The following is a 19,464-nucleotide window of genomic DNA, read 5'->3' as shown; positions in this document are numbered from 1 at the left end:
TAGAGGAGGAAGCACGATGAAAAAACTTTGGACATCATGGCTCGTAATCATTATTTTAGTATTGTCATTTAGTTTAACAGCATGCAGCGATAACAGTGATGATAGCGATGAGGATAAGGGAATTTTAGATAACAATGATCATGATAACGATACGGACAATGATGATGATGATGATTAATGCTATTATTCATTTGGAAGTTTTCGTAAAATAAAGGAATGCAAGTTGTCACTTTTCTCTCTTTTTGTTATACTGTTATTTGTTGTAATGTTTTCAATTGAAAGAGGTGGACGTTTTGCATACGTTAATTACTGTTTTATTAATCATCGTATCTTTAGCTTTAATTACAGTAGTATTATTACAATCAAGTAAAAGCGCTGGTTTATCGGGGGCCATCTCTGGTGGAGCAGAACAACTTTTCGGTAAACAAAAAGCACGTGGTATGGACTTAGTGTTACACCGTGTGACAATTGTGTTATCAGTACTATTCTTTATTTTAACGCTAGCTATTACGAAATTTTAATAGACGCATAGTAAATGGGGGTGTCCGGAAAGTGAAAGTTTTCCGGACACCCCCTTATTTGATTTATATCTACTATATAATAAAGCATCTTAAAACTGTCGACATTGAACGGTCAAAACCCCCGGTACGAGCAAAACCCCCGGATGAACGGTCAAAAAGCTAAAATATCCGAGCAAAAAGTCGCTGCATCCGGTCAAAACAATCCGGCATGAGCAAAATCCTACCATACCCGAGCAAAAGCCTGAGGTAAACGGTCAAAAAGCTAAGATATCCGAGCAAAAAGTCGCTGTATCCGGTCAAAACCATCCGGTGCGAGCAAAACACTACCGTATCCGAGCAAAAACCTGAGGTAAACGGTCAAAAAGCTAAGATATCCGAGCAAAAAGTCGCTGCATCCGGTCAAAACAATCCGGCATGAGCAAAATCCTACCATACCCAGTCAAGATCCTACAGTGAACCGTTAAAAGACATTTAATTTTAGCCGAAATGCAAGCGAAGGAGACGATCAGCTTGCAATAGCGTACATAAACTATCACCTCGCTCTATTTGGGGCGAGTTGTATCGTGATAAAAGCATACAATATAAGAGATTATATCGAATTGTTTATAATGATAAAATTTAGTAAATATGAGAGAATGGAGGAGCGTTATGCGAAAGGCACAAAATATGCCGTTCTTCTTTGAGGCAGGACCGCGCGCGGTGTTATTGCTGCATGGATTTACGGGGAGCTCGGCGGATGTCCGAATGCTCGGGCGCTTTTTAGAAAAACGCGGTTATACTTCTTTAGCGCCACATTATAAGGGACATGGCGTACCACCTGAAGAGCTCATTCAGTCACACCCTGATGAGTGGTGGCAAGATGTCCTAAATGGCTACCATGAATTACAACAAGCAGGTTACGAAGAAATTGCCGTTGCGGGATTATCGCTCGGTGGCGTTTTTTCATTAAAATTGGGACTCAATAAACCGGTAAAAGGCATTGTTACGATGTGTGCACCGATGACGATGCGCGCACTAGATACTATGTTTAAAGGTGTACTGCTATATGCTGAGCAGTATAAAAAGTCAGAAGGAAAAACCGAAACAGAAATCGAAGCAGAGGTAGAGGCAATTCGCCAGCAAGGAATGCCGTCGTTACCGGACTTACAACAACTTGTCGCCAGCGTGCGCGCGGAAGTGGATTTAGTATATGCGCCGATTTTTGTTGTACAAGCAACAAATGATAACATCATTGACCCGAAATCTGCGCATTATATATACGAAGAAGCGCAATCTAATATAAAACAAATAAAATGGTACGATGAATCTGGTCATGTCATTACATTGGATAAAGAAAAAGATCAACTACACGAAGACATTTATCAGTTTTTAGAAAAGCTTGATTGGCATGTCTAATGGTTGACAATATAGAATGCCCGTTGAAGGAGGGACAAGTATGGTACAAAAAGATGATTTACAGCAACGCATCCTCACATTTATGAAGGATGAACAGTATAAGCCGATGACGGTGGCTGAAATCGAGGATGCCTTTGAGTTATCAGATGCAGAAGAATTTAAAGTATTAGTAAAAACACTTGTAAAAATGGAAGCGCAAGGATTGATTGTGCGTTCTCGTTCTAATCGATATGGTTTACCAGAGCGTATGAATTTATTACGTGGTCGATTTATTGGACATGCAAAAGGCTTTGGCTTCGTGGCACCAGATGAAGAGGGTATGGATGATATTTTTATTCCACCACATGAAATTAATGGTGCATTAAATGGGGATACGGTATTAATTCGTGTGTTGAATGAAACATCGGGTGATCGCCGTGAAGGAACCGTGACAAAAATTGTCGAGCGCGGTAAAACATCCTTTGTTGGCACATTCCAAGCAAACCGTGGTTTTGGTTTTGTAATAACAGACGACAAGAAAATGAACATGGATATCTTCGTTGCGAAAGAAGATACGCTTGGTGCTGTTGATGGTCATAAAGTCGTTGTAGAAGTGACAAATTGGCCGGATCATATTAAATCAGCTACTGGGATTGTGACAAAAATACTCGGCCATACAAATGATCCAGGTGTCGATATTTTATCGATTATTTACAAGCATGACATTCCGCCCGAGTTCCCTGCAGAAGTAGTGGAAGCAGCAACAAAAGTGCCAGACGAAATTACAGAACAAGATTTAGTTGGGCGTCGCGATTTACGTAATGAGGTCATCGTGACGATTGACGGTGCAGATGCAAAAGACTTAGATGATGCTGTTACGGTAACGAAAAATACAGACGGTACATATAAGCTCGGCGTACACATTGCAGACGTGAGTTATTATGTCACACAAGATTCGGTCATCGATAAAGAAGCCTATGATCGTGCAACGTCTGTTTATTTAACAGACCGTGTCATTCCGATGATTCCACACCGTCTATCTAATGGGATTTGTTCACTTAACCCACAAGTAGACCGTTTAACACTTTCGTGTGAAATGATCATTGATGGTGCAGGGCAAGTCATTAAGCATGAGATTTTCCAAAGTGTCATTAAAACAAAAGAGCGTATGACGTACTCGGATGTGTATAAAATTTTAGAACAGCCAGATGAAAATCCAGAGTTGATGGAACGCTATAAAGAGCTTGTGCCAATGTTTAGAGACATGGCAGAGCTTGCGGACATTTTACGTAATAAGCGGATGAGCCGCGGTGCGATTGACTTTGACTTTAAAGAATCGAAAGTACTGGTCAATGAAGAAGGCTGGCCAACTGATATTGTGCTACGTGAGCGTACAGTGGCAGAGCGTTTAATCGAAGAGTTCATGCTAGCAGCGAATGAAACGATAGCGGAGCACTTCCACTGGATGGAATTGCCGTTTATTTACCGTATTCACGAAGATCCAAAGCCAGAGAAGCTACAGCGTTTCTTCGAGTTTGTGACAAATTTCGGCTTAGTGATTAAAGGAACAGGTAACTCTGTTCATCCGAAAGCATTACAAGAAATTATTAAATCCATTGAAGGACTGCCAGAAGAGCCAGTTATTTCGACGATGCTGCTTCGTTCATTGCAACAAGCAAAATATTATCCGGAATCACTCGGTCACTTCGGTTTATCGACGGATTATTATACACACTTCACATCGCCAATTCGTCGTTATCCAGACTTAATCGTACATCGCTTAATTCGCACGTATTTAGTAAATGGGGATACATCGAAAGAGACGGTCGTCCATTGGAATTCGGTTATGGATGAAATTGCTGACCATACATCTGAACGTGAACGTCGTGCTGTCGATGCAGAACGTGATGTAGACGCGCTGAAAAAGGCACAATTTATGTCTGATAAAATCGGCGAAGAGTTCGTTGGGATGGTGTCATCGATTACAAACTTCGGTATTTTCGTGGAGCTCCCGAATACAGTAGAAGGTTTAGTGCACATTAGCAATATGACAGATGACTACTACCGCTTTGAAGATCGTATGATGGTCATGATTGGCGAGCGTACAGGTCGTCAATTCCGTATTGGTGATGAAGTGAAAATACGTGTGGCCAATGTAGTCATTGAAGAATCATCTGTTGATTTTGAAATTGTCGGCATGGTGGAATCGCACAGCAGTCGCCCGCGTAAAGTCGCGCCGAAAGTCATTACAGCTGGACGTCATGAAAAGAAAAGCGGAGAGCGTTCAGAACGTCGTGATAAACGAGGCGGTAAAGAAGGACGCGGGGAAAAAGAGCGTGGTGGTAAACGTTCTTCTTCCGGTGACCGTGATCCGCGCGGTCGACGCAAAGACGGCAAAGACAAGCCGAAGTTTTATGAAGGCATTGCAAAAAAGAAAAAGAAGAAAAAGAAATAGCAAGAGAGGCTAGGGGCGCACGTGTCTCTAGCCACTTTTTACGTTATAATGGGAGTAACGAGCAAGGAAAATCTTGCAATGAGGAGTTGTGAAAGATGGCTAAAGGACAAGGGAAAGTATTAGCTCAAAATAAAAAAGCAAGTCATGATTATTTTATTGAGGAAACAATTGAAGCCGGCATGGTGCTAACAGGAACGGAAATCAAGTCTGTACGTGCCAGCAAAGTACAGCTAAAGGATTCATATGTACGTGTTCGTAATGGGGAAGCGTGGATTTGTAATATGCATATTTCGCCGTTCGACCAAGGCAATCGCTTTAACCATGAACCATTACGTGACCGCAAGCTATTATTACATAAAAAGCAAATCGGTGAATTGGTCGGTGCTGTAAAACGTGATGGCTATACGATTGTCCCGCTGAAAATGTATATTAAAGACGGCTATGCCAAGCTGTTAATCGGTATTGCCAAAGGGAAAAAAGACTACGACAAACGCGACGACATGCGTAAAAAAGAAGCAAAACGCGAAATGGAAAGAGCATTCAAAGACCGCAATCGTTAGTTGCGGTCTTTGCATTTTTACGTCGCTACTTTTAGCAATAAAATGTGGGAGATACTATTTTTAAAATAAACATTATCTAAAATTGATTCAATATCCTAATCCTTTCTTGATTAAAAATTGATATAAAAGCACATGGAGTGAAGGGCGGCAACTCCTGCGGGATGAGCTTGAGCGGAAAGCCCCGCAGGAACGGAGTGACGAGGAGATTGAAGCCAAGCCCACGGAAAGCGTCCGCCCGTAACGGAATGTGCGGTTTATGGTGAAGAACCATAAAATTTCTAACCTATTTTCAAAGCATGAATGAGCTAAATTGCTAGCTTGTTCATGCTTTTTTGTATTTTAAAAGGCTTTCATGCTAATTTTCCAAAAAAAGAGAGAAAACAAATAACTGTGAAATTTCAGAAAACTTATTGCACCTCTTTTTGATTCGTGTTAAATTACTAAATAGATTTTGAAGTATGAACTTCATATTTGTATAAAATAAAGGGGTGGCTTCATTTGGCTGAAATGGGAACGATTAAAGAAAGAATCGAGCAACATTTTAATTCGTTATCGAAGTCGCAGCAAAAAGTAGCAAATTTTATATTAAATAATCCGACATACATTGGGGTTCATTCTGCTGCGGAAGTAGGAGAGCGAGCGAGTACAAGTGAAACGACGGTTATTCGCTTTTGCTATGCCATTGGGTTAAATGGCTATGCGCAACTACAAAAAGAACTGACGATGTATTTATTTGAACACAATACAAACAGCACATTAGGCAATTATGTTTCATCCAAAGAAGAGCTATTTAAAGAGCAACAGCTTTGCGAAAAGGTGATGAGGCAAACTAGCTATCAAATTATCAGAATTGCGGAACAAATAAAACCAGAACAATTCCAAGAGACGACGAAAAAAATGCATGAAGCAAAAACTATTTATTTAATCGGTGCAGGGGCATCCAGCTTTGCGGCACAATGGCTTCAATTTACGCTCAACATGCTGCGGCCGAATGTCAAGCTTGTGCCAACAGAAACGAATGCACTCATTCGAACAGTGCAAGAAGTCGATGAAACAGCACTTGCGATCGTGATTTCATTGCATCGCTATTATAAAGAGCCCATCCACATTACAGAGGAATTTAGAAAACGTGGTGTGTATGCGATTGCCATTACCGATACAAATGTCGCACCTATTCATGCTTTTGCAAATGAAGCGTTTGTGTTACAGCAAGCCGAGCTATCGACAATTGATATGATGCCGGCACTCATGGCGTTTTTAAATACCCTCGTTGTCGGGATGATGTCACATGATGCCGCGTACTACAATCAGCAACGCGTAAAATACGATGATTTTCAAAATAGCTTTATTGCAAATCGATGGAGTTGAACGAGATGACAGAACAACAATTAGCGGAGCGCATGCAAAACGTATTTGCCCATTTACATGCCAATCCAGAAATAAGCTGGCAAGAAGTCAATACAACTGCATATGTAGTGTCGCTACTGAAAGAAATGGGACTGACGCCACATACATTTGACGATATGACCGGTCTCTATGTAGATATCGGGCAAGGGATACCGAAAGTTGGGTTCCGTACAGATATCGATGCACTTTGGCAGGAAGTGGACGGGGAGTTTAAAGCCAATCACTCATGTGGTCATGATGGGCATATGACAATGGCGATTGGTGTGGCATGGCTATTAAATGAACAAAAGGAAACGTTGCCTGGAGCTGTTCGACTCATTTTCCAACCAGCTGAAGAAAAGGCGCAAGGAGCAAAAGCATTAGTCGAAAAAGGTGTCGTTGATTCACTAGAGTATTTATTTGGCACACATGTCAGGCCGTTAGTAGAGCTTCCAGATGGTGTGCATGCACCCGCGTTATATCACGGCGCGGCAAAGCTTTTGACAGGTACGATTACAGGTGTTGAAGCACATGGCGCTCGACCTGAACAAGGGGTGAATGTCATTGAGGTGGCCGCCGCTTTAGTTGATGCCCTAAAACGAATGTGGATTAGCCCGACAGAGTCCGCATCCATTAAAATGACACAGCTACACGCAGGGGGTTCATCAACCAATATTATTCCGGGGACAGCTACATTTAGCATTGATGCACGTGCCCAAACGAATGCCACAATGGATGTGCTAACGGCTGGTTTTGAAAAGGCCGTTGCTGCCGTTAGTACGTTATATGGGGCGACGATTACAACAAATGTAGGGGCGCATATCGCAGCAGCACAGGTGGATGATGAAGCAAAAGCACTCATGAAGCAAGCGATTATTGAAACAGTCGGTGAAGCACATTGTGCACCAGATGTTGTGACACCAGGCGGCGAAGATTTTCACTTTTATGCATACACAAGACCACAGCTAAAAACAACGATGCTTGGTTTAGGATGTGGTGTCGCACCAGGGCTTCACCATCCACACATGACATTTAACGAACAACGTCTACCGATAGGCGCTCAAATTATAAGTAGGGCTTTAATGTTAGCACTACAGCAAGTAGAAAGAAGCGATACATGATGATTTTCATAAAAGAGCTAAAAACAATTGAAGAGATGGAGCAAGTTCAACAACTGGAACAACGCGTTTGGGGGATTCCGCCGATTCCAACACATCAAACATTAACGGCGATCAAAAATGGTGGCATCATTGTCGGTGCCTATGATGATGAGCGATTAATTGGATTTAGCTACGGCTTTGCAGGAGTCAAGGACGGCAAAAGCTATTTATGCTCACATATGTTAGGGATTGATGAAACATATCGTTCGCAACAAATTGGTGAACGATTAAAGTTTGCCCAGCGTGAAATGGCGATTGCCAAAGGCTATGACCTGATGATTTGGACGTATGATCCACTAGAAACGCGTAACGGTTATTTAAACTTAACAAAGCTCAACGGCATTTGCGATACGTATATCGAAAATTGTTACGGTGAAATGCAGGACGGGTTTAATAAAGGTCTCCCATCGGACCGCTTTGAAGTGCATTGGCATTTAACGAGTGATTACGTAACACACCAGCAAGAGCCACAAATTGAACAGCCACAAGCACTTGGTGAAATCGTGATAGACGAGCAAGGGTTGCCGAAATTGCACAGCGCCACACTTGAACATATAACAGCGCCTGCTTATGCGTTGCCTGTACCGAAAGATTTTCAAACTTTAAAGGCAACAAGTCAAGAACATGCGATGCACTGGCGTCTTGCCACACGCAACGTATTTGAAACGATGTTTGCTGCCAATTATGCCGCTGTCCGCATTCAAAAAAATGAGCAATGGAACGACTATATTTTCGTCAAGAAAGAAACATTAGCACTTGGAGGAAACTGATATGAAAATTACTGAAATTACAGTTCGTCATTTACAAATGAAACTAAAAGCACCGTTTACAACAAGCTTCGGTACGTTTACAAATAAAGACTTTTTACTATTAGAAGCAAAAAATGAGGACGGCACAATTGGTTGGGGAGAATCCGTTGCTTTCCACTCCCCTTGGTACAATGAAGAAACATTAAAAACAAACTGGCATATGCTAGAGGATTTCTTAATCCCACTTATTTTAAATAAAGAAATGGCGCATCCAGATGAAGTGAGCGACATTTTTGAGCCAATCCGCAAAAATAATATGGCGAAATCCACAATTGAAGGCGCGATTTGGGATATTTATGCGCAGCAAACAAACCAATCATTAGCCGCTGCACTTGGCGGGAAAAAAGAGCAAATCGAAGTCGGTATTAGTATTGGCATTCAAAATTCAATTGATGAATTAGTCGCATTAGTAGACGAATATGTAAAAGAAGGCTACAAACGCATTAAAGTAAAAATCAAGCCAGGCTGGGATGTTGACGTAATGCGTACATTACGCGAAAAGTTCCCGGATGTGGCGATTATGGCAGATGCGAACTCAGCTTACCGCTTATCCGATGCAGAACTACTGAAACAATTAGATGCGTTCAACTTAACAATGATCGAGCAACCATTAGCATCCGATGATATTATCGATCATGCGACACTGCAAAAACAATTAGACACACCCATTTGTTTAGACGAGAGCATTCATTCACTGGAGGACGCACGTAAAGCAGTGGAGCTAGGCGCAACGAAAATCATTAATATTAAAATCGGTCGTGTAGGCGGTTTAACAGAGGCGAAGCGAATTCATGACTACTGCGAATCTGTCGGTGTACCGGTATGGTGCGGCGGCATGCTAGAGTCAGGCATTGGACGAGCACATAATGTCGCGTTAACAACATTATCGAATTTCATTTTACCGGGTGATACAGCAAGCTCCAATCGCTATTGGGAAAAAGATATTATTGATCCGGAAGTAGTGGCAGAAAACGGCTATATCCAAGTACCTCAAACAGCAGGCATCGGCTACAAAGTCAATGTAGAAACAGTGGAATCTTACACAGTGGAAAAGAAAACATATAAATAATCCCAATCCTTAAGCATCGAATAAGCGGTGCTTAAGGATATATTGAGGGATTTATTGTCAGAATTTTTAAACATTTATACGTGTTTTTATTATACAAACCTCCGCGGAAAACGGTTAAAACAACCGGGTGCGAGCAAAACCTTGCCGTATCCGAGCAAAAGTCCGCGTTAAACGGTCAAAAAGCTACGGTATCCGAGCAAAACATCGCTGTATCCGGTCAAAACCCCCGGGTGCGAGCAAAACCTTACCGTATCTCAGTCAAAATTCTACAGTGAACAGTCAAAGATAGTTAAATAAAATAGTAGGTGAATATATGAAGAAAAGTTTACAAATTGGGGGAGCCTTTGTCGGACTGATTGTCGGTGCGGGCTTTGCCTCTGGTCAAGAAATTATGCAGTACTTTACGAGTTTTGGGTTAATGGGGATTGTCGGCGCATTAGTCGCAACAGCCGCATTCGCTTTTTTAGGCATGACATTAGCACAGCTTGGCTCAAAGCTACAAACAACATCACATAAAGGGGTTATTTACTATATCGGGGGTCGTTATATCGGACTTGTGCTAGACTTCCTGATTACATTCTTCTTATTCGGTGTAGCAGTCGTTATGTTTGCAGGGGCAGGCTCTACATTTAATCAAATGTTCGGCATTCCTCCAATGGTTGGTAGCATTATTATGGTAGTGGCAACGATTTTCACACTACTATTAAATGTAAAAAATATTATTAATTTAATTGCGGTCATTACGCCGTATTTAATGGTCGTTATTTTCATTATCTTAATCTATTCTTTATTTACGATGGATATCTCCATCGCAGAGGCAAATGAACTGGCACAAGCACAAAGCGCGGCTGCTTCGAATTGGTTGATCGGTGCATTGCTTTATGTGTCGTACAACATTGCAGCAGGTGCCGCTATTTTAATCGTAATGGGTGGTACGGTAAAAGAACGTAAAGTAGCAGGTGTTGGTGGTATTTTAGGTGGGATCATGCTAGGGGTATTAATTATTTTAATCAACTTAGCGATGTTCTTTAAAATGGACGTGGTAGCGGGTGTCGATATGCCGACACTGGAATTAGCGAAGCAAATTCACCCAGCAGTCGGTGTCCTAATGGCAATCGCCCTTCTTGGGATGATGTACAACACAGCAGTAGGGATGTTCTATGCGTTCACGGTACGCTTTGTAGAGCCAGACCATAAAGTATTTAAGCCGACGATTGTTGTTGTCGGATTAGCTGGATTTGTTGCAAGCTTAGCTGGCTTTACGACATTAGTTGGTAAAGTATACTCAACAATGGGCTACCTTGGCTTTGCGTTAATTATCGCGGTTGTTATTGCATGGATTCGTAAAGATAAAAGAGAAGTAGCTTAATAGAGGAAATAGAAAGCATTTGGAGTTTTATACTCCGAATGCTTTTTATGTGGTAAATGCAGTAAAAACAAGAGACTCATGTCCAACAAATATTAGGCATAGAATAGGACAATGTTTATCGTGCTATAAAGAAAAAAGAAGTAGGTGTACGATGAAAAAAAGCTTTCAAATTGGCGGTGCTTTTGTTGGGCTAATTGTCGGTGCTGGGTTCGCGTCAGGACAAGAAATCATGCAGTATTTTACGGGCTTTGGTTTGATGGGAATGATGGGGGCGATTGTGGCGACGGTCATGTTTGCTTTCTTAGGGATGACATTAGCGCAATTAGGCTCGGATTTACAAACAACTTCACATAAAGAAGGCATATATTATATTGGAGGGCGTTATATGGGCCCCGTGCTAGACATTATGATTACACTGATTTTGTTTGGCATCGCGGTTGTCATGTTTGCTGGCTCAGGCTCCACATTTCAGCAAATGTACGGGCTAAATCCAGGGATCGGCAGTATTTTAATGGCAACAGCAACCATTTTAACGCTGCTATTAAATGCCGACAATATTATTAAAGTCGTCGCTATACTGACACCTTATTTAATGGGCATTATTTTTATTATTTTAATGTATTCTTTTTTCACAATGGATTACTCGATTAGTGAGTTAAATGTGATGGCACAAAAACAAACACCCGCCACGTCCAACTGGATCATGGGGGCGGTGTTATATGTATCCTATAATATTGCAGCGGGTGCAGCGATGCTCATTGTGATGGGTGGTACAGAAAAAGACCGAAAAATCGCGGGGCGGGGCGGTATTCTCGGTGGGATTATGCTCGGTTTTTTAATTTTGCTTATCAACACAGCGCTATTCGCCAAAATGGATGTAGTCGCTGATGTGGAAATGCCTACGTTAGAACTGGCTAAGCAAATTCACCCGATCGTCGGTTTGTTTATGTCTTTTATTCTTTTAGGCATGATGTACAGCACAGCCGTTGGGATGTTTTATGTGTTTACCGTCAGGCTGATCTCGCCACATCGAAAACTATTTAAGCCAGCTGTTATGTGCATTGGTCTAGTCGGCTTTGCAGTGAGCTTAGTAGGGTTTACAACATTAGTAGGAAAACTGTATTCAACGATGGGATACCTCGGTTTTATATTAATACTAGCCGTCATTATTTCGTGGGTTCGGAATGATAAAGTCACTTCATAAAAACACATGCCATTTGCGGGCGTGTGTTTTACCTTTTAGTTATATATTGGTAAAATGTTATAAAATTGATGTGAGGAGGTTTTATGGTGAAAAAACTATTATTAGTAGCCGGTATGCTTTGTGTAGCTGGTTGTGCAGAAAACGAAGCAATGGGCGTATCACATGTTAATGCCGAGGAAGTAGCACAACATAAGGAACCATCTTCTCTCTCAGAAATACAAATCACACGAAAACAACAATTAGGCAAGGTCCTTGAACAGATTGCACAACATTTCGGTACGATGCCAAACAACGCAACGTATTATCATAATGGATTGGGCCTTGTGCATGCGGGCTTAATCGATTTAAATCAAGACGGGCAAAATGAAATGTACGTCTTATTGAAAGGATCGCCTTATGCCAATGCAGAACTGACCCACCGCAATCAAGACAGCTATATTTTTGAAATTTGGGCGGGGAATGAGAAGGCAGATGAAGCGCAGTTATTATTCTATGAAGCCATTAACCTGGATTCTTCGGCTACCTCAGATGTAAGTATTTCTTTTATCCAATCAAATAGCGGAGAAACATATGTAAAAAGAAACCACTTCCGAACGCAGAATGGTACAAATTACGATGAATCCAAGTATTATGCGTATCAGAATGGGCGCTTTGTCCATGTGCTACAATCGTATCAAAGCTACGGGAAAATAAATAAACAACGATTAGGCACGAAAGCAGTCGATTTAAAAACATTCCAAAAAACAATGAAAGCATACGAAGGGGAAGAAACCTTTGTGATCAAAAGCAGTGCCGGAAAAAAAGCGTTCGCATTTGATACGGCGGATATTTCTGGACAGATTGGTCATGTTTTTTTCACGTTAACAAAAGGATTTAACACCGTTTTACTAGACGGGAAAGATGCTTCCAGTAAGGACTTTAAGAAAATACAAAAAGGAATGAAAGACTATAGATTTTATCAATCGATGGATAAGCGAGACGTGACAACGTATCCACGTATTATTATGGACCTTATTTGGAGAGGAAAAGTGAAGCAAGATGGCGGGAAATTAGATTACTTCCTGGGCTACACCGAGGCACAAGTAGCGAAAAAAATGAAGCAGCTACATGATATCGAGTTAGATGGTGCGGCACTGGGGCTACCATCACCAAAGAAGCCGAGCCAAATCGAATTACTACACTATGAAAAGGGTGTCTTCTATATGCCACCGACCGACCATTACGGCGATCATGTGGTGCGCGATGTCACAGCAGCCAAAAAAATAGCGAATCAAACGTACTTCGTAACATTTCGAGATACTTCCTTTAATGCGATGGAGTACTACGATGCGACAGGAGATGCTACATTCGACTTAAATAAATACAAAAACAAATCTCTTTCGGAATGGCCAGAAAAAACGAAAGCCTCCTTAAAAACAGGCATCCCAAGCTACGCGGTAGTAAAATTTGCGAACGGGACGCTGCAATTACACTACATGGGCTACCGCAATTTAACAGAAGCAGAACTAAAAAGTTTTTAACGAGCAAGCAGGTCGCCTGCCATTAGAAAAGAAGCAAGCATGTGAAAAATATGAGCCTAAAATTTTAGTTGATTAAAAATAGGAGCAATTATTTTACCTTCTGTTGAATTGAAATCAATCATTTTTGATGCCTCGATTATGCTAAATTGCAAAATTGAGATACAACTTAATTTTAAATAAGTGTTAAATCGGGACTATTCACCTAAATGGCACTTATTGTTAATTAAGTTGTATATGAAAATCGACAACTTTAGATTTTGACGATTTTGCAGAGAGGGGTTCATTTTTTTTCTAGTAAAAAATTATGCGTTATTATTATTTTTGATTAAAATAAAGAGTTATTTATGAATCACTGCAGCATGAAGATTTATATCAAGCCTCTTGAAACAGGGTGCATTTTTCGAAAAAAGCGTAATTATTTTCATTTTTTCATCTAAAAGGGCGCTATTTTCGCTCTTCATGCCAGTAACTTTTTTAGTAAATTTCTCTCTTTTTTATCATAGTAGCTATTCGTACGGGGCTCTTTTTTGCATAAAAACGTTCATTTTTTAGCTAAAATGCGTGATTTTTTTGTAAGGAGTAGGGCTGATTTTTATTGTAGGAATGGTTGGGTGTGAATTATTTGGCATTCACACCAGCAATCGATAGGGAAAATGGCGTGAGATTCGCTTGAAGTTTGGTGTTGCTTGATTTATAATGTGTTATGTAAGTTGCCAGTGGGTATCTACTCATACGATACTCATTATAGAACAAGATGGACTTGTTCTTCCCGTACACGACTTAGCTCGTAACCCGGAAATAAGGTGCGTTTCATACGCTACCGATATTATACGGGGACGTTACGGATTCGACAGGGGTGGTTCAAGCTCTGGTTGCGCGTCGGAGGTCTCGGCTCCGTCATCAACGGAAGTTATATAATAACTGGCAAACAACAAAATTTAGCTTTCGCAGCGTAAGCTCGTAAGCGCTCGGCCTCTGCATCGCCCATGTGCAGTACGTCGGGCCCAACTTTAGTGGGATACGGTTACTGGTGCCACCTGAGTCAGTAGCAAGAGATTTCCAGGTTAGCGATCCGGACGCCTGTTTGTCGGCATAAGGACTCGCGAATCGCAAGTAGACAAACTACACGCGTAGAAGCCGGCGTATTGGAGCTTCTGGACGCGGGTTCGACTCCCGCCGTCTCCATTTTATGGAAATCAAATGATTTCAATGAGTGTCAAAATCCTTGATTTATAAGGGTTTTGGCACTTTTTCATTTTCATCCAATTTCATATGAACGTAGTCAAAAACGTAGTCAAAAGAATTACATATTTAAAAAGCTTTCAAACTTCTCGATAGCGCCGTCTCTTACTTTTTGTGATACATGGGCGTAGATGTTCATCGTTGTTTGAGCATCGCTATGACCTAATCGATCTTGCACTCCTTTGAGTGTCACACCTGCTTCAAATAATAGAGAACAATGTGTGTGACGTAAACCATGCGTTGTAATTGGCGGTAGCTTGTATCTCTCTAATACATGTAGCAACCACTTGCGTGATTTCGTTGGTTGCATTAAATCATTAGTTTCATTGCTAAATACCAATTGTCCTGGTTGCATCGTGTTATACCTAAGCTTTAAATAATCTAGCTTTTGCTGTTTCTTCCATTCTTTCAAAATCCCCATCGTTTTCTCATCCATACTAACTGTACGAGAATCGCCAGTCTTTGTAGATTTAACATATAGCCGATTATCCTTACCACGAGAAAGAGCTTTCGTGATTTTTATTTCATTCGCTTTAAAGTTAATATCATTCCAAGTTAATGCAAATGCTTAGCCTTTACGCATACCACTAAAGGCAAGTAGTCGGAAGAATGCATATGCTTTAAAATTTGCTTCCTTCTCAAGACAAGATAGGAATATATTAAGCTGCTCTTTTGTATAGAAGTTCTCCTGAGATTCAACAGCCGAAGGAGAAGGCTTCTTCTGAGACTTAGGCATTTCTATTAATGTGAATGGATTCTGCTGAATGTAACCGCGCTTCATTGCAAAATCAAGTACCTTTGCTGCATAGGCTTTCACCATACGGAAATTCTTTAACTTCTTAGCCCATTCATTGACGTGCTTTTGACAAATATCAACATGGATTTTTTCAATCTTGTATGAACCCATTGCGGGTAAGATATGATTTTTAAATATACCCAACGTTTTTACAAAGGTACTTTCCTCAACCTTTTTTTCATAAGTCGTTACCCATAGGTCGTAAACCTCTTGGTACGTTTCAGCTCTTTCTTGATGAAATGTTCCATTTGCAATTTCTAATTTGATACGAGCTAATGCTAGTTCAGCTTCTTTGCGAGTTTTAAAGCCTAATCTTCTTGTACGTTTTTGTTTACCTGTTAATGGATCAACACCAGCATAAACAGGTAACATGTATCTCTTTTCACCTTTTTTAGTTTTATAGCTAGTAATCGGTGATACTTTTTTATTTGTCATAAAAATTCCTCCTAGTATCGTTGCGTGGGCAAGATATAAAAGGAGAGGAGTTACCCTCTATCGATAGTATAATCGATTCGTAAGATAATTCCTCTCGTAAAACACTATAAACTATGCTCCTCCAAGAAGCGGTCAATCTCTTTCTTAGAAACGCGTTTAACCCCATCAATTTCAGATATTTTTAATCCCATCAGACGAAACTTCATCAGCGTGTTATAAGAAACATTTGCATATTTTGCCGCTTCTTTTAAGGACATCCATTCACTATCCAAGAATGAATCCTTTAATGACGAGATTGTTTTCGTTACTACCGTCGATATAAGCTTTTCTATGTTTGCTTCGTTAATTTGTCCGTAATTATTCATATAGCTGGCTCCCCTTAAATTAATATTCCTCTGATACTTTTAGTTCAACATCTATGTTCGGTAATTCGCTAATACTTGTATTCGTAATCTCAAATGCTTTATTGAGAGGGTTAATTTTTAATGCTTTTGCCCATGAACTATAAGAAAGAGTAGATGGATTAAGCTCTGCTTGTTGTATGACATTCATTAATAAAGTCATCAAGTCGTTCTCGCTCAAGTTTAATTGGTGGTGGTATAAGTTCTTCTGTTCACCTGTATGGAATTCTTCGTTAATTAAGATGTGAATATTTCTTCTACGACTAGGAACAGATCCGCTGCTTACTTTATATTCAATTTCATCGATATATATTGAATCCTCATCATTCAAGTCCATATCAATTTCTATGACTTCTCTTTCATCAATTCCAAATGAAAATAAATCCTCTTCACCATCGTAATAATCGTCAAGGAAGACTTCAAGGGGGACATTGAAATCCTTTGCAATGGAATTCATTAAATATATAGATGGTTTTTGAGAATCGCCTCTTTCAACGGACTTCAATATGACGTTTTACTAACAACACCCCCTGATTTTCTAAATGCAATAGAATCGAACGTTGCAATTGTATTTCTACAAGATGCTTAGTAGCAACCCATTTGTTTATCTCCTTGGTACGAATTAAAATACGTAACAGTGTTTTGTTCATGGCTTTCACCTCCTTTCAATATCAGCGTTCTTCTCACTACGCCTCTTTTCGCTGTAAAACAAAAAAAGCCGCTACATATCCAAATGGATACATAACGACTTATGTGTAGAGGGGTGGGGCATGAAACGCAGATACCCCTCTTACTTAAATGAATGACCAGGCGGTGAGTGAAAAAATATAGTTTTTTTACCTGGTATTTTTGGTTAAGTAGTACTATTTATTTTCTATTACTTTACAATATAAATGTAAGATAATACTGTTAATAATTTCGGGAGGTATATGAAGTAGTGGTAAATAAAGTTATTGAAAAAAATGTTGAATTTGATGCGACACATAGTTGGAATGGTTTTTGCTATCAAGGTAAAGTAGCTATTATTGCCGTAATTGATTACATAATAAATTCTATTAAGGATACTGAATTAATTAATCAATATAGTTTGGAGTTTGAATATTTGGAGGATTTTTCAATAAAGAAGGATGGTAAATATATTCAAATTCATCAAGTTAAATCATATGGAATTGAATCATTGAGTGAATATAAGGATGCTATATGGTTATTACTTGGAAAATCAGTTTATGAAGATTATGAAACAATTGAAAAGGCATATTTACACGCTGCTGAAAGTATTGACTCTAAGAAAGGTATTATTACTAATAATAGCACTCTAAGAACAGTTTTAACGAGCTATACAAAACCAAAAAGTTCAGAGTCTTTGACTCAAATGAGCCCTTCAGAATTATATGATTACATATATGAAAAAGATTTATTAGATCAAGCATTTGAAAAATTTACTTTGTATAAATATGCTAATGAAAATTTATATTGCACTCTATTAGAAATAGAAGGAACAGTAAAAGAGAAAATTATAGATTATTATGAATTCGCAGGAAAAAAAGAACAACTAGAACAAAAGGGATTGCTAGATAAATATACAGAAAGTGCATATGTAAATCTTTTAGGGTTTATTGATAAACACATAAATATAAGACATTATAATAGGCAAAATGGTATCGAAAATTATGATAAAGAAATAAATTTAACGAAAATTAAGGATATATTAAATGAAGAATATGATAAACTACCAAAATCACTTTATGTGTATTATTTGAAAGATAAACTAATTCAAAACTTTAATGAATATTATAATAGTCAGATGCAGTTTATTCGAAATGGATATTTGTATTTACAACATGAAGATGAAATTAAGGAATTTAATAATCTGGAAGTTGGGCTTAATAAAATTTTAGACCTAATTAAAAAAGTTTATACAGAATTGGGCGAAGAAGAATTCTTGTTATTTTGTCATAAAATAAATCCTCATGTAAAAGTAGATTTTAACGACAGCTTTTTATATCTTAGTGAGCTTGTTACTTCCCAATTTATGAATTATCCATGGTTTCAAGCGTTGGTAGATTTCCATGAGAACATAGTGAAAGAAGATTTTTCGATAAACATAAATAATTTACATTATTTAGCTACGACAATTGTCCACACATTGCAAGAGCCTAATCCTACAGATTCTTTATTTTATCAAAGGCAAATAAATGCTAATATCGAGGCTACAATAAGCAAAATAGCAATAAATATCTTGGAAAATAATAAGATTTATGAAGAGCTTTATAAAATTGATTATATCATTACTGGAAATATAAATAAGTCACTGAACGATTATATACATAAAACAACAGCAATGAAAGAATATGAACAACCTAACCATAACAATCATATTTTATCAATAAAGAATATAGATCTAATAGATCTAAATGAATGTCGTTTAAGGAGAGAGAGAAATGCTAAATGATATTAATGGGTTAATAGGAAAAATATTTGAAGAACTTAATTATGAAAATACAAACTTTTCAATTGTAGATGATCAAGATGAGCTGCTTAATAAAAGTATTTTTGCAAAAAATCCTCTGAAAAAAAATTATTACCTTGTCTTATTTTTAGAAGATGAAAATTTGCTAGAAAAAATATTAGAAAATCAAGCTCGTTACTTTTATTTATTAAAAGAGTTTTTTGGTGAAGATCCCAACATTGAAAAAAATACTTCCTTATTAGTTCTTTTAAATTCAAGAAGAGTTTCAGACAACATAGTTTTAAAACTTGAAGAAGACCCATATTACTTCAGGAAATATTTACTTCAATATTCAGATGATGAGGTAAATGATTTATTTAAGACATATTTAGCTGAAATAAAAGCTAAAGGCGTAGTGAAAGTAATGGAAGAAATTATTAATAATATTGAGTTATTTGAGATCTTTAAAAAAAATCCAGATGATAATAGTATTTATAATCTTATTGCCTCAATTTTTATTAAAATATCAATTATTGGCATGAATGTTGAAGATAAAAAGGTTACATCTTTAAGAACTATGATAAACGATTCACTTGAACAGAGAAATTTAATTGATTTGAAAGTGAAAATAGATAAACTAAAACTCAATTATAGTGAAATAAATGATGACTATTTAGATGAACTTATTAATTTATATGTAGATAAGGAGTGAAG

Annotated in this window: 18 protein-coding genes, 1 other RNA gene and 1 pseudogene; 15 read left to right on the top strand and 5 right to left on the bottom strand. The window is 38.7% G+C overall.

Features of this window, described 5'->3' with window-relative positions; all coding sequences use genetic code 11:
- Positions 1-16: 16 nt before the first annotated feature.
- The 13 genes from AC3II9_RS03830 (at position 17) to ssrA (ending at position 14,615) form a co-directional block, all read left to right on the top strand.
- Positions 17-178 (top strand): hypothetical protein, encoded by a 162-nt coding sequence (locus AC3II9_RS03830; RefSeq protein WP_489153263.1) that lies wholly within the window; start codon positions 17-19, stop codon positions 176-178.
- A 115-nt stretch (positions 179-293) separates the two neighbouring features.
- The gene (gene secG, locus AC3II9_RS03825; RefSeq protein WP_391371314.1) at positions 294-521 is read left to right on the top strand and encodes a preprotein translocase subunit SecG; all 228 of its coding nucleotides are present in this window, start codon (positions 294-296) and stop codon (positions 519-521) included.
- 648 nt (positions 522-1,169) lie between these two features.
- Complete coding sequence (locus AC3II9_RS03820; protein WP_489153261.1) at positions 1,170-1,916, top strand: alpha/beta hydrolase; 747 nt, start codon at positions 1,170-1,172, stop codon at positions 1,914-1,916.
- 40 nt (positions 1,917-1,956) lie between these two features.
- Positions 1,957-4,350, top strand: coding sequence for a ribonuclease R (rnr, locus tag AC3II9_RS03815; protein WP_489153259.1), 2,394 nt, complete (start codon positions 1,957-1,959; stop codon positions 4,348-4,350).
- Between the two features lie 95 nt (positions 4,351-4,445).
- Positions 4,446-4,910, top strand: a complete 465-nt coding sequence (gene smpB / locus AC3II9_RS03810; RefSeq protein ID WP_391371305.1) for an SsrA-binding protein SmpB — start codon at positions 4,446-4,448, stop codon at positions 4,908-4,910.
- A gap of 507 nt (positions 4,911-5,417) precedes the next feature.
- Complete coding sequence (locus AC3II9_RS03805; protein WP_489153322.1) at positions 5,418-6,278, top strand: MurR/RpiR family transcriptional regulator; 861 nt, start codon at positions 5,418-5,420, stop codon at positions 6,276-6,278.
- Between the two features lie 5 nt (positions 6,279-6,283).
- Positions 6,284-7,417, top strand: a complete 1,134-nt coding sequence (locus tag AC3II9_RS03800) for an amidohydrolase (RefSeq protein WP_489153258.1) — start codon at positions 6,284-6,286, stop codon at positions 7,415-7,417.
- Entirely contained in the window at positions 7,417-8,226 is an 810-nt protein-coding gene (locus AC3II9_RS03795) for a GNAT family N-acetyltransferase (RefSeq protein ID WP_489153256.1), read from the top strand. The genes AC3II9_RS03800 and AC3II9_RS03795 overlap by 1 nt, the downstream gene beginning before the upstream one ends.
- 1 nt (position 8,227) lies before the next feature.
- Positions 8,228-9,334: an o-succinylbenzoate synthase gene (gene menC / locus AC3II9_RS03790; protein WP_489153254.1), complete on the top strand. Its 1,107-nt coding sequence runs from the start codon at positions 8,228-8,230 to the stop codon at positions 9,332-9,334.
- A gap of 313 nt (positions 9,335-9,647) precedes the next feature.
- Entirely contained in the window at positions 9,648-10,703 is a 1,056-nt protein-coding gene (locus AC3II9_RS03785; protein WP_489153253.1) for a YkvI family membrane protein, read from the top strand.
- Positions 10,704-10,854: 151 nt separating this feature from the next.
- On the top strand, positions 10,855-11,907 hold the full coding sequence (locus AC3II9_RS03780) for a YkvI family membrane protein (RefSeq protein ID WP_489153251.1): 1,053 nt from the start codon (positions 10,855-10,857) through the stop codon (positions 11,905-11,907).
- Positions 11,908-11,993: 86 nt separating this feature from the next.
- Entirely contained in the window at positions 11,994-13,427 is a 1,434-nt protein-coding gene (locus AC3II9_RS03775) for a hypothetical protein (RefSeq protein ID WP_489153250.1), read from the top strand.
- An 832-nt stretch (positions 13,428-14,259) separates the two neighbouring features.
- Positions 14,260-14,615, top strand: a transfer-messenger RNA (tmRNA) gene (gene ssrA / locus AC3II9_RS03770).
- 115 nt (positions 14,616-14,730) lie between these two features.
- Here the strand turns inward: ssrA and AC3II9_RS03765 are convergent.
- The 5 genes and pseudogenes from AC3II9_RS03765 to AC3II9_RS03745 all read right to left on the bottom strand — a co-directional run.
- Positions 14,731-15,219: pseudogene (locus AC3II9_RS03765) on the bottom strand (site-specific integrase); the annotation flags it as partial.
- Positions 15,220-15,237: 18 nt separating this feature from the next.
- Positions 15,238-15,900, bottom strand: a complete 663-nt coding sequence (locus tag AC3II9_RS03760) for a tyrosine-type recombinase/integrase (protein WP_489153248.1) — start codon at positions 15,898-15,900, stop codon at positions 15,238-15,240.
- A gap of 104 nt (positions 15,901-16,004) precedes the next feature.
- Entirely contained in the window at positions 16,005-16,265 is a 261-nt protein-coding gene (locus AC3II9_RS03755; protein WP_489153246.1) for a helix-turn-helix domain-containing protein, read from the bottom strand.
- A gap of 19 nt (positions 16,266-16,284) precedes the next feature.
- Positions 16,285-16,806 carry a hypothetical protein gene (locus tag AC3II9_RS03750; RefSeq protein ID WP_489153244.1) on the bottom strand — a complete coding sequence of 174 codons (522 nt, stop codon included), beginning with the start codon at positions 16,804-16,806 and terminating at the stop codon, positions 16,285-16,287.
- Positions 16,793-16,951: a hypothetical protein gene (locus tag AC3II9_RS03745; protein WP_489153242.1), complete on the bottom strand. Its 159-nt coding sequence runs from the start codon at positions 16,949-16,951 to the stop codon at positions 16,793-16,795. The genes AC3II9_RS03750 and AC3II9_RS03745 overlap by 14 nt, the downstream gene beginning before the upstream one ends.
- Positions 16,952-17,238: 287 nt before the next feature.
- On the opposite strand from AC3II9_RS03745, the gene AC3II9_RS03740 reads away from it, so the two are divergent.
- Both AC3II9_RS03740 and AC3II9_RS03735 read left to right on the top strand, forming a co-directional pair.
- A complete protein-coding gene (locus tag AC3II9_RS03740) occupies positions 17,239-18,753 on the top strand; it encodes an ABC-three component system protein (protein ID WP_489153240.1) in 1,515 nt (504 codons plus the stop codon).
- Positions 18,743-19,462, top strand: coding sequence for an ABC-three component system middle component 1 (locus AC3II9_RS03735; RefSeq protein ID WP_489153238.1), 720 nt, complete (start codon positions 18,743-18,745; stop codon positions 19,460-19,462). The genes AC3II9_RS03740 and AC3II9_RS03735 overlap by 11 nt, the downstream gene beginning before the upstream one ends.
- Positions 19,463-19,464: the final 2 nt, after the last annotated feature.

This window comes from Lysinibacillus sp. RU7 (assembly GCF_057837305.1).
Note: the sequence above shows the minus strand (reverse complement) of the source record. Positions and strands in the feature narration are given on the sequence as shown.

Bases quoted from the DNA above. Each gene is read 5' to 3' on its own strand.
- rnr (WP_489153259.1), top strand. From the start codon at position 1,957: ATGGTACAAAAAGATGATTTACAGCAACGCATCCTCACATTTATGAAG.
- AC3II9_RS03820 (WP_489153261.1), top strand. From the start codon at position 1,170: ATGCGAAAGGCACAAAATATGCCGTTCTTCTTTGAGGCAGGACCGCGC.
- AC3II9_RS03805 (WP_489153322.1), top strand. From the start codon at position 5,418: ATGGGAACGATTAAAGAAAGAATCGAGCAACATTTTAATTCGTTATCG.
- AC3II9_RS03755 (WP_489153246.1), bottom strand. From the start codon at position 16,265: ATGAATAATTACGGACAAATTAACGAAGCAAACATAGAAAAGCTTATA.
- AC3II9_RS03800 (WP_489153258.1), top strand. From the start codon at position 6,284: ATGACAGAACAACAATTAGCGGAGCGCATGCAAAACGTATTTGCCCAT.
- AC3II9_RS03795 (WP_489153256.1), top strand. From the start codon at position 7,417: ATGATTTTCATAAAAGAGCTAAAAACAATTGAAGAGATGGAGCAAGTT.
- AC3II9_RS03785 (WP_489153253.1), top strand. From the start codon at position 9,648: ATGAAGAAAAGTTTACAAATTGGGGGAGCCTTTGTCGGACTGATTGTC.
- smpB (WP_391371305.1), top strand. From the start codon at position 4,446: ATGGCTAAAGGACAAGGGAAAGTATTAGCTCAAAATAAAAAAGCAAGT.
- AC3II9_RS03745 (WP_489153242.1), bottom strand. From the start codon at position 16,951: ATGAACAAAACACTGTTACGTATTTTAATTCGTACCAAGGAGATAAAC.
- AC3II9_RS03780 (WP_489153251.1), top strand. From the start codon at position 10,855: ATGAAAAAAAGCTTTCAAATTGGCGGTGCTTTTGTTGGGCTAATTGTC.
- AC3II9_RS03735 (WP_489153238.1), top strand. From the start codon at position 18,743: ATGCTAAATGATATTAATGGGTTAATAGGAAAAATATTTGAAGAACTT.
- menC (WP_489153254.1), top strand. From the start codon at position 8,228: ATGAAAATTACTGAAATTACAGTTCGTCATTTACAAATGAAACTAAAA.
- AC3II9_RS03830 (WP_489153263.1), top strand. From the start codon at position 17: ATGAAAAAACTTTGGACATCATGGCTCGTAATCATTATTTTAGTATTG.
- AC3II9_RS03760 (WP_489153248.1), bottom strand. From the start codon at position 15,900: ATGACAAATAAAAAAGTATCACCGATTACTAGCTATAAAACTAAAAAA.